At 69.8% G+C, this 10,457-nt stretch carries 7 protein-coding genes and 1 pseudogene; 5 read left to right on the top strand and 3 right to left on the bottom strand.

What is annotated here, in order from left to right; genetic code table 11:
- A partial coding sequence (locus tag ACFFNX_RS31150; RefSeq protein WP_378209447.1) for a sensor histidine kinase occupies window positions 1-2,207 on the bottom strand: 2,207 nt, incomplete at its 3' end.
- 669 nt (window positions 2,208-2,876) lie between these two features.
- Between ACFFNX_RS31150 and ACFFNX_RS31155 the strand changes: the two genes are divergently transcribed.
- Both ACFFNX_RS31155 and ACFFNX_RS31160 read left to right on the top strand, forming a co-directional pair.
- Window positions 2,877-3,752, top strand: coding sequence for an ABC transporter permease (locus ACFFNX_RS31155; protein WP_378209448.1), 876 nt, complete (start codon window positions 2,877-2,879; stop codon window positions 3,750-3,752).
- The gene (locus ACFFNX_RS31160) at window positions 3,749-4,618 is read left to right on the top strand and encodes an ABC transporter permease (RefSeq protein ID WP_378209449.1); all 870 of its coding nucleotides are present in this window, start codon (window positions 3,749-3,751) and stop codon (window positions 4,616-4,618) included. The genes ACFFNX_RS31155 and ACFFNX_RS31160 overlap by 4 nt, the downstream gene beginning before the upstream one ends.
- A gap of 64 nt (window positions 4,619-4,682) precedes the next feature.
- Here ACFFNX_RS31160 and ACFFNX_RS31165 read toward each other — a convergent pair whose 3' ends face one another.
- Window positions 4,683-6,335, bottom strand: coding sequence for a thiamine pyrophosphate-binding protein (locus tag ACFFNX_RS31165; protein WP_378209450.1), 1,653 nt, complete (start codon window positions 6,333-6,335; stop codon window positions 4,683-4,685).
- Between the two features lie 547 nt (window positions 6,336-6,882).
- Between ACFFNX_RS31165 and ACFFNX_RS31170 the strand changes: the two genes are divergently transcribed.
- The 3 genes from ACFFNX_RS31170 (at window position 6,883) to ACFFNX_RS31180 (ending at window position 10,107) form a co-directional block, all read left to right on the top strand.
- Window positions 6,883-7,839, top strand: coding sequence for an ABC transporter substrate-binding protein (locus ACFFNX_RS31170; protein ID WP_378209451.1), 957 nt, complete (start codon window positions 6,883-6,885; stop codon window positions 7,837-7,839).
- Window positions 7,840-8,076: 237 nt separating this feature from the next.
- Window positions 8,077-8,829 carry an ABC transporter ATP-binding protein gene (locus ACFFNX_RS31175; RefSeq protein ID WP_378209452.1) on the top strand — a complete coding sequence of 251 codons (753 nt, stop codon included), beginning with the start codon at window positions 8,077-8,079 and terminating at the stop codon, window positions 8,827-8,829.
- 3 nt (window positions 8,830-8,832) lie between these two features.
- Window positions 8,833-10,107, top strand: a complete 1,275-nt coding sequence (locus tag ACFFNX_RS31180) for a flavin-dependent oxidoreductase (RefSeq protein WP_378209453.1) — start codon at window positions 8,833-8,835, stop codon at window positions 10,105-10,107.
- 36 nt (window positions 10,108-10,143) lie between these two features.
- On the opposite strand, the pseudogene ACFFNX_RS31185 reads toward ACFFNX_RS31180, so the two are convergent.
- A pseudogene (locus ACFFNX_RS31185) lies at window positions 10,144-10,457 on the bottom strand (bifunctional 3'-5' exonuclease/DNA polymerase); the annotation flags it as partial.

Raw genomic sequence — 10,457 nt, forward strand, 5'->3', positions numbered from 1 at the left:
GGCGTGCCGTGGGACCGCAGCGGCTCGCGCGGCGTGTCCGGCACGGGCGGCCGCCCGCTCTCACCCGGCCGTCCGCCCGGACCGGGCCGTCCGGTCTCCTCCGACCGGTCGATCTCACCGCGGACGGTCGGCGGCTGAAGGGGCTGCACGGGCTGGACCGGCTGCAGGGGCTGCACCGGCGAGACCGGGCCGCGGTCCAGCGACGGTCCGCCGAACGAGTCGAGCCGCTGCGGACGCATCTTCCCGGGGTCCTGCATGATCGTGTTCGGCGCGAGGATGACGAACGCGGTCAGACCGCCGGACAGCGCGGCGCGCAGCTCGACCCGGATGCCGTGCCGCTGGGCGAGACGGCCGACCACGAACAGGCCCATGCGCCGGGAGACCGACACGTCGATCGTCGGCGGGTTGGCCAGCCGCCAGTTGGCCTCTTCGAGCTCCTCCGGCGACATGCCGACCCCGCTGTCGGAGATCTGGAGCATGGCCCCGCCTCCGCTGAGCAGGTGTCCCGACACCGCCACCTTCGTGTGCTCGGGCGAGAAGGAGGTGGAGTTCTCCACCAGCTCCGCCACGAGGTGGACCAGGTCGTTGACGACCCGGCCGTTCACCGAGACCTCGTCCTGGATCCGCAGCGTGATCCGCTCGTACTGCTCGACCTCGGACAGGGACGCGCGGACGATGTCCACGAGCGCGACCGGCTTGTTCCACCGCCGTGCCTGCTCCTGACCGCCGAGGACCAGGAGGTTCTCACAGTTGCGGCGCATGCGGGTCGCCAGGTGGTCGAGCTTGAAGAGGCTGTCCAGCCGGCCGGAGTCCTGCTCGCTCTGTTCGAGGTCCTCGATGAGGCGCAGCTGGCGCTCGATCAGCGACTGGCTCCGCCGGGAGAGGTTGACGAACATCGCGTTGACGTTGCCCCGCAGCATGGCCTCGTTGGAGGCCAGGCGTACCGCCTCGCGGTGGACCTCGTCGAAGGCCCGCGCGACCTCACCGATCTCGTCGGTGGAGTCGACCTCGATCGGCTCGACGTCGAAGCCGACCTGTTCGACGTCCGGCTCGCGCAGCCGGCGGACGAAGTCGGGCAGCCGGGAGCCGGCCACCTCCAACGCGCCTCCTCGCAGCCGGCGCAACGGCCGGACCAGCGACTGGGCGACGATGACGACCGCGAGGATCACGAGCAGCAGGACGACGAGCAGCAGGCCGCCGATCAGCATCGCCGACCGCTGCGCCTGGCTCTTCAGGCTGTGGCTCTTGCTCAGCAGGTTGTGGACGACCTGGTCCTCGACCGCGCGCATCTTGTCCGAGCGCACGGTCATGTCGTTGAACCACTTGCGCGGGTCGGCGTTGACGCCCATGCCGGCGAGCGACAGGTCGGCCGACTTGCTCGCCTGCGTCACCGCCTGCTGGCGGATCAGCTCCGCCTGGTCGACCTCGGGCCCGGCGACCGTGTCGGAGTAGAGCTGCGCGAGCGCCGGTGTCGCGGACGCCTGGAAGGCCGCGATGTCGGTGTCACGCTGGCTGCGCGCGGACTGGAACTCGTTGAACGCGTCGGGCTGGAACCCATGGGTCGCCAGCGCCACCGCGAGGAAGCCCCGTTCCCTGGAGGAGTCCTCCTTGGCCGCGGCCAGCGTGTCGAGCGCGCGGGCGGCGTCGTCGAGGTCGGAGTTCGAGCCGTCCTGGGCGATCTTGTCGTCGAAGTTCAGCAGGTCCGTGATGAACTCGCTGTACTTGTCGATCGTCGCGTCCGGCGGGAGCTTGGTCTGTGTCGCCTCCGCCCGCAGGCCGGCCAGCTGGTTCAGCCGGTTCAGGATGTCGCGCACCTGGGTCCGGGTCTGGCTCGGATAGGAGCCGTCGATGCCGCTGGCCTGGGCGCGCACCCCCTGGACGGCCGAGTCCGCCTGCCCCTCGACGCGCTGCAGGTCGTCCTTGCTCGCGCTCTTCCCGGAAGAGGCCACATATAGGGCCGTCGTGTCGCGCTCGGCCTCGAGCGCGTGCGTCAGCACGCTCAGCTTGTCACCCAGTGCGGCCAGCCGCTCGATTCGGCCGAACGTCGACGCGTTCGCCAGGGCGCTGTTGACGCGCAGGCCCGCAAGCGCGCCGGCCACGATGGTCGGGATGACGATGAGCGCGACGAGCCGAGCGGACACCTTCCAGTTGCGTAGGGCGAAACGCCCCGCGAGTCGCCGTTTGGGGCGGCTCGGGGCCTCGTCCACGGGTTGGGATGTGTCCGCGGCGCTCTGCCGCGTCCGATCTCCGTCGCTGTCCACACTACCTTCCGCTGCGTCTCACCGGATCGAACCGTGTCGGGCCTGCCGGACGATGCGATCGATCGACGGGAGGCAGGTCCGCCGGCCGAGCACGGTTTCGCCTACACAGAGTGGTCTCGCTTCCCAAAACGAACCATCTGTATATATCCGAGGCGATCCTATGTCCCACCTATCTAAATTTCTCTGCTTTCTGCATCATCCTGCCCTGAAGGTGGGCACCGACTGATTTGCGGCCAACATCATTGCCGCCGCGCGTGCTCTACGGCAAGTAGTGGACGAGACCTCGCTCCGGAAGAGATCGAACCGAGAGCAATGGTCACGGAGAGTTTCTCGGCGACGACTCACCGGTCATCAATATGGGCGCTCATTCGCCGTTCACGGGCAGCGGACGGTCCGGAACACAGATGGCACACCACCGCACTACAGAAAGTAACCAGCCCCGACCAGGTCAATCAATGCCGGAAGGCCCGTATCACGTCTTTACGATAGGTTCTCCCCACCGTCAGGCCCAAGGCGGCTCCGAACGCTACGTCGGCAGGACGGCGCCGTTCCGCGGCGCGTTGCCACATTCCGCGCACGTCAGGCCGGTAACCACGGCCGTCCAGGGAGTGAGCATTGGCTGACCGCAGTGTCAGGACACCGGTCCCGGCGACGGATTCGATTGCAGGTAGTCGCATCCGCGCCGCGGGCCAGCGAAATGAGAAAAAGCAACCACGAGCAGGCCGGATCGTCCGCGGCGTCGTCGGGGTCCTGGTCTTCCTCCTGATCGGTGAGGTGATCGGCCGGATCGGCCTCGTCGACCGTTCCTACCTGCCGCCGTCATCCGCCGTGCTGGCGCGGGCCGCCCGGCTCATCGTGAACGGCGGGTTCCTCCACGACGTCGGCTGGACGCTCACCGCGTGGGCCGTGGGGCTGCTCATCGCGGCCGTGATCGCGGTGCCCGTCGGCCTCCTGCTCGGCAGCCTGCCGTTCGTGAACTCCGCGGTCCGGATGCTCATCGAGTTCCTGCGGCCGATCCCGGCGGTGGCGCTGATCCCGCTCGTCATTTTGATGATCGCCGAACAGGCGCAGATCGAGCAGACGCTGGCGGCGTACGCAGCGGTCTGGCCGATCCTCATCAACACGATCTACGCGGTGGGCGACGTCGACCCGGTTCCCCGCGAGATGGCGCGGTCGTTCGGAATGGGCCGGCTCGTCATCCTCACCCGTGTCGCGTTGCCGAGCGTCGCGCCGTTCGTGGCGACGGGAATTCGCGTGGCGTCCTCGATCGCCCTCATCGTGACCATCAGCACCGAGCTGATCTCGGGCGGCGGGGAGCACGGCATCGGCATCTTCATCCTCAACGCGAGCGCCAACGCCGGCCAGGCCGACGTCGTCTTCGCGGCGGCGGGGATCGCGGGCCTCCTCGGGTTCCTCATCGACCTCGCCATGCGCGCCCTGGAACGGCGTCTGTTCCGCTGGCACTTCGAGCGTCTCGGGAGGGCCTCATGACCGCCCCCACCACGACCGCGCCCGTCGCGGCCGCGTCGCGCAGGACCCGGCCGTTCGGCCGGTCCGGGCCGACGGGTCTGCTCCTGCGGTGGATCGTCTTCGCCGTGGCGGTCGCGCTCTGGCAGCTCGCGACGTACGTCGCGGTGCCCGAGGACGACAAGATCTTCTTCCCCGCCCCGACGACGATCGCCAAGCGGATGTACGAGCTGTGGCTGACCGGCCCGGCGAGCCACCTCTTCCTCACGCCGGCGGCCACCGGGAACATCCTGCCCAGCATCGGGCGGATGCTCGCCGGCTGGGGCATCGCGGTGGTGTTCGGGGTCGGGCTGGGCGTGCTGCTCGGGCGGTCACGGCGGCTGCTCGACTACGTCGACCCGCTGATCCAGTTCTTCCGCGCCATCCCGTCGCCCGCGCTGATCCCGGTGTTCATCGTCTTGTTCAAACTCGGCCTGACGATGCGGCTCGCGGTGATCGTCTTCGGGGTGCTCTGGCCGATCCTGCTGAACTCGATCGACGGGGCGCGCTCGGTCGAGCCGGTGCAGATGGACCTGTCGCGCGTGTTCGCACTCACCCGGTTCGAGCGCTTCCGTCTGATCATCATGCCCTCCGCCGCACCGAAGATCTTCGCGGGCCTGCGGGTCAGCCTGTCGATGTCGATCATCTTGATGGTGATCTCGGAGATGGTCGGCGGCACGAACGGCATCGGCTACACGCTCTACACCGCCAAGGACTCCTTCCAGCTGCCGGACATGTGGTCGGCCATCGTGCTGCTCGGCATCCTCGGGTACACGCTCAACGCGCTGCTGCTCTGGGTGGAGCGGCGTCTCCTCTCCTGGCACCGCGGCGCCCGCCGCACGGATCCGTAGGTCCCGGAACAACGGAAGCGGCCCGCCGGTCTCCGGCGGGCCGCTCCTTGCCGGTTCGGGGCGATCAGGGGCCGAGATAGTCGGGGTCGGTCATGACCTCGATCAGCGACGGGCCCGGGTGCGCGCGCGCCTTGGCCATCGCCGCGCCGAGCTCGGCGGCGTCGTGGATGCGCTGGCCGAACACGCCGTACCCGCGGGCGATCGCGGCCACGTCGACGCCGGACAGGTCCTTGCCCGGGAACTCGCCACGCTCGACCGCGGTCCCGCCGTACCGCCGCAGGGCGGCCGCCACGGCCGCGTACGACTCGTTGTTGATCACGACGTACGTCACCGGGATCTGGTAGCGGGCGGCCACCCAGAGTCCCTGGGGACCGAACTGGAACGCTCCGTCGCCCAGGACGGCCACCACATCGCGCTCGGGCAGCCCGAGCTTGATGCCGAGCGCGGCGCCCATCGCCCAGCCGAGCGACCCGGAAGAGGTCGTGTAGTGCTGGTGCGGCGGGTTCTGCGGGAGCCGCCGCAGGAGGATCGCCCCGGTGGTCGTCGCGTCGCCGACGACGGTCGTGTTCTCCCCGACCTGCTCGGCGAGCGCGTCGGCCACCGCGGCGACGTTCTCGACGTCGTCCCGCTCCGGCGGCAGCGGACCGGTGTCGGCGAGGTACTCCCCGCGCGCCTCGTCCACCCGGCCGGCCCGCGCGGCCAGGCCGTCCTGCGGGAGCGCCTCGAGCAACGCGGACAGCGCCAGCCCCTCATCGGCGACGATGCCGGTGTCCACGCCGTAGATGTGGCCGATCTCGGCGGCGTCGGAATGGATGTGGACGACGCGGGCGCCCTCGGGCACGTCGGGCCCGACCGGCACCTCGAACTCGGTGAAGCAGCGGCAACCGGCGAAGACGATCACGTCGCTGTCGCGCACGGTCGCGCGCCGGGCGTCGTACAGACCGGCGAAGTTCGGGTGGGACATCGGGAAGCCCGGCCGCTCGTAGGTCCGCCGGTCCTCGTTGACCACGGGCACGCCGAGCAGCTCGCCGAGCAGGACCAGGTCACCGACCGCGCCGTGCCGGGCGACCTCCGCCCCGGCCACGAGCAGCGGGCTCGTGGCGGAGGCCAGCAGCCCGGCCGCCTCGCGGATCAGCTCCGGGTCCGGGGCGGTACGCGCACGGGGGCGGTACCGCTGCGGGTCCGGCACCGGGGCGGTGCAGGTGTCGTTCATCAGGTCCTGCGACAGGCCCACCCACGTCGGCCCGGCCGGCTCGGTGAGCGCCAGGCGGAAGGCGCGGTTCAGATCCGCGGGGATGTCCTCGGTCCGCAGTGACTGCCACTGCGCGCGAACGTAGGGCTCGACCAGGCGGCCGGTGTCCGGGACGCACGTGAAGCTGCGGTGCGACTGGAGGAGCGCGGGCTTGAGGCCGGTGAGCACGACCACCGGAGAGTGGGCGAGCCGCGCGGCGTTCAGGTGGCCGAGGCTGTTGGCCAGGCCGACGTGCGTGTGCAGGTACGCGACGGCGGGCTCGCCGGTGGCGCGCGCGTAGCCGTCGGCCGCCGAGACGGCGATGGACTCGTGCGGGGTAAGGACGACCTCGAAGTCCGGATGATCCAGCGTCGCGTCGAGGAAGGCCGCCTCGGTGCTCCCCGGGCAGGTGAAGACGCGGCGCACGCCCCAGGCGCGCAGGGTCTCCAGTACGGCGCGCCCGCCGCTGCGGCCCGCGCCCGTCACGCCGCTCTCCCGGCGGCCGGCGCGGACCGGTCCGCCCGGACTTCGTGAGGGTGCGTCGCCGGGCGGGCCGACGTCGGGACAGGGATCGGTGGGACTGGGAACATGACCCTCTTTTCCTGGGATGCCGACGGCCGTACCGGTCCGGCGCGCGCCGTGGCCGAGCCTCCGGCCCGCGCGCGGGCCGGGCCGCGGAACTGCTGGGTTCGCTGACGGCCCTTCAGTGCGCCTCGGATGCTATAGCACCCGATTCATCCGAATAGGGGTGACTTGTCCCGTGACTCCCTCATGACAGGCCGGCTTCCCGACCGTGACAAAAACGTGACCAATGCCACACTCCGCGCATCCTTTGCGCACTCTCTGTGACGAACGTCCTGAACGTCCGCATCTGTTACCAAATTTACAGATGGTGCCCAGACATACCGATGTTGCAGGCCTATACTCTGGCCCGGCTGTTAACTTCAGGACCTGAAGCCGGTGGTCCACGCCTGCCCCCTCCCCTGCGCACGCCGACTGAGGGTCTAGCGCGAAATCCCTCTCGAGGAGCTTCATGAAAATCCGTCGCTGGACTTATGCGACAGCCCTTACCCTGCTTGCCGTGTCGGCTTTCACCGCCTGTGGCGGGTCGGATTCGTCCAAGAGTTCGAGCGGGCCGGAGAAGACCGACATCAAGGTGGGTGTTCTCCCGATCCCGGACGCGGCGACCGTTTACCTGGCACGCAGCAAGGGCTACTTCAAGGCCGAAGGCCTCAATGTCACCCCCACCATTCTGGCCAATGGCTCTGAGACGATTTCTCGGGTCATGTCGGGCGGAGTGGACTTCTCCTACAGCTCCTACATCCCGATCGTCCAGGCGGCGACCCAGGGCGTAAAGGTCAAGGTCGTGACCGACGGCTACCAGGGCCGCAGCAATCTGTACCCCTTGATCACGTTGCCGAACTCCCCCATTCACAACGCGAAGCAACTCGTCGGCAAGAAGATCGGTCTCATCAATACGAAGGGCTTCCCGTCGCTGCTGACCGACGCGGCGCTGAAAAACCAGGGAGTCACCCCCGACCAGGTTCATCTCGTCGAGATCCAGTACCCGAACATGCCGGCGGCGCTTCAGAACCACTCGATCGACGCCGCCTTCATGACTGAGCCCTTCCTGAGCCAGTCACAGCAGAAGTTCGGCGCCCGCGTGATCCTGGACACGATGAGTGGTCCGACGGCCGACCTTCCGGTCGGCGGTTACCTCACATCGCAGAAGTTCGCGAAGCAGAACCCTAAGACCGTCGCGGCCTTCCAGCGGGCCATGGCCAAGGCACAGACGGCGGCGACCGACCGAAACCAGGTCGGGCAGATCCTGCCGACCTACGTCAAGGGCCTTTCGCCGCAGGTGGCGCAGACCATCACCCTCGGCACGTACCCAGCGTCACTGAGCAAGACGCGGTTGCAGCGGGTCGCCGACCTCATGACCGAGCTCGGCGCCATCAAGCAGCACTACGACGTCTCCGGCGTCCTGTAACACCTTCCCGGGCGTTCGCGCACGTCGTCGCCGGCCGTTCCGCACTCACTCCCCGCGGGACGGCCGGCCTCCGCCGTCAGGGCGCGCTTGACGGCCTCCGTAAGGTGATCTGTCGTATCCGGCCGGCGGCATGAGACTTGCATCGCATGATGCGTCGCCTATGTCGCACTTGCCGGAGCTACGTTATTATTGGCGCTTCCGTTACTCGGAGCTGTGGGGTTCATAATCGTGCTTGAAGTGCTGAAACTCACTCACACGTACGGGGAACAGACGGCTCTGGACGATGTTTCGTTCGAAGTCGGCGAGAACGAGCTCGTCAGCATCGTGGGCAAGTCCGGCTGCGGGAAATCCACGCTCCTGCGCGCCGTCGCCGGGCTGATCACCCCGACCACCGGGGAGATCCGGCTCTCCGGCCGGTCCGTGAACGGCGTGCCCGACGACCTCGCCGTCGTGTTCCAGGACTACTCCCGCTCCCTGCTGCCCTGGCTGTCGGTACGGGACAACGTGACCTTCCCCCTCCGCCGCCGCGGGCTGGGCAAGGCCGCCCGCCGCGCCGCCGCGCAGGAGGCGCTGGAGGAGGTCGGCTTGGCCGACGCGGCCGGGAAGTTCCCCTGGCAGCTCTCCGGCGGCATGCAACAACGCGTCGCCATCGCGCGGGCGCTGGCCTACCGCCCGACGCTGCTGCTGATGGACGAGCCGTTCGGCTCGGTGGACGCCCAGACGCGTGAGGACCTGGAGGACCTGCTCCTGCGCGCGCACTCGGCGAGCGACATGATGATCCTCCTCGTCACCCACGACATCGACGAGAGCGTCTACGTCAGCGATCGCGTCCTCGTCATGGGCCGCTCCCCCGGCCGGGTCATGGCCGACCTCGACGTCGGGCTGCCCGCCGAACGCGACCGCATCGAGACGCGCGAGCTCCCGGAGTTCGTCCACCTGCGCTCGGAGGTCGGGCGTCTCGTCCGCGACAACGCCGTGCCCGCCTCCTGACCCTTGGAGGCCCTCATCGTCGGTGCCGGCATCAGCGGTCTGACGTCGGCACTGAGCCTGCACGCCGCAGGCGCCGAGGTGATCGTGGTCGACGCGGTACGCGACCTGCTGCCGCTCGGCGTCGGCATCAACCTCCAGCCGCACGCCGTACGTGAGCTGACCGAGCTGGGGCTCGGCGACGCACTGGAGGCGACCGGGATCCCGACCCGGGAGATGCTCCGCATGGACCGGCACGCGAACGAGATCATCGCCAACGCCCGCGGCCGGCACGCCGGATACAACTGGCCGCAGTACTCCATCCACCGCGGCGAGCTCCAGATGCTGCTGCTCGACGCGGCGGTGGAGCGGCTGGGCCCCGGGGCCGTACGGACCGGCCTCGTGTTCGATTCGTTCGCCGAGGACGCCGACGGCGTCGAGGTGCGCCTGCACGCGCGTACGGGCGGCGCGCCGGTGACCCTGCGCGCGGACGTCCTGATCGGCGCCGACGGGCTCTCCTCGGCCGTACGCCGCCGGTTGCACCCCGGCGAGGGCGCCCCGCTGTGGAACGGCATCCGCATGTGGCGCGGCATCGCCGAGACCGACCCGTACCTCACCGGCCGCACCATGATCGTCGCCGGTGCGCACCGCTTCGGCCGGCTCGTGTGCTACCCGATCTCCAAGCCGGCCGAGGACCGCGGCCGGGCGCTGGTGAACTGGGTGGCGGAGGTCCGGGTCTCCCCCGAGACCCGGGTCGAGACCACCACCGCCGACTGGACGCGCGAGGGCCGGGTCGAGGACGTGCTGCCGTACTTCGCCGACTGGCGGCTGGGCTGGCTGGACGTGCCCGCGCTGATCGCGGAGTCACCGCAGATCCTGGAGTACCCGATGGTGGACCGGGACCCGCTGCCGTGGTGGAGCCGCGGCCGGGTGACGCTGGTCGGCGACGCCGCCCACCCGATGTACCCGGTCGGCGCGAACGGCGGGTCGCTGGCCGTCATCGACGCACGGGTGCTCGCGCTGGAGCTGTCCCGCTACGACGACCCCGCCGAGGGGCTGAAGGCGTACGAGAAGGCGCGCATCGACGACGCCAACGCGGTGGTGCGGGCGTGCCGCGACATGGCCGCCGACCGCATCCTGGACGTCGTCGCCGAGCGCGCGCCGGACGGCTTCACCGACATCGCGGACGTACTGACCGCCGAGGAGCTGACCGCGTTGCGGGAGGGCTGGCGGCGTACGACGGACGTGGACGTGGAGGCGCTGAACTCCCGGCCGTCGTGGAACCCGGTCCGCGCGAGCTGACCCGGGCCGCGGGTTCGCCGGGCGGCCCCTACCTGGCTACTTGGCGTCGGCGTAGCAGGCGACCGCGACGGCCTCCATCGGGAAGCGGACCGGGGTGTCGCCGAACACCAGACGGCGGGCCTCGGCGGCGGAGTCGCGGATGACGGCGACCACCGCCTCGGCGTGCCGCTCCGGCGCATGCACCATCACCTCGTCGTGCTGGAAGAACACCAGACGCGGCGCCCGCTCCGGCGCGGACTCCAGCGCGGCCAGCCGGCGGCGCAGCGCCGCCAGGAGCACGGTCGCCCAGTCGGCGGCGCTGGGCTGGACGACGGAGTTGCGGGTGAACCGGCCCCGGCTGCGTACGGCGG

Origin of the sequence: Actinoallomurus acaciae (genome assembly GCF_042429965.1) — a bacterium.
Lineage (GTDB): Bacteria > Actinomycetota > Actinomycetes > Streptosporangiales > Streptosporangiaceae > Actinoallomurus > Actinoallomurus acaciae.

What these genes read in the sequence shown, in the direction of transcription:
- ACFFNX_RS31170 (WP_378209451.1), top strand. Translation starts at nt 6,883, where the DNA reads ATGAAAATCCGTCGCTGGACTTATGCGACAGCCCTTACCCTGCTTGCC.
- ACFFNX_RS31160 (WP_378209449.1), top strand. Translation starts at nt 3,749, where the DNA reads ATGACCGCCCCCACCACGACCGCGCCCGTCGCGGCCGCGTCGCGCAGG.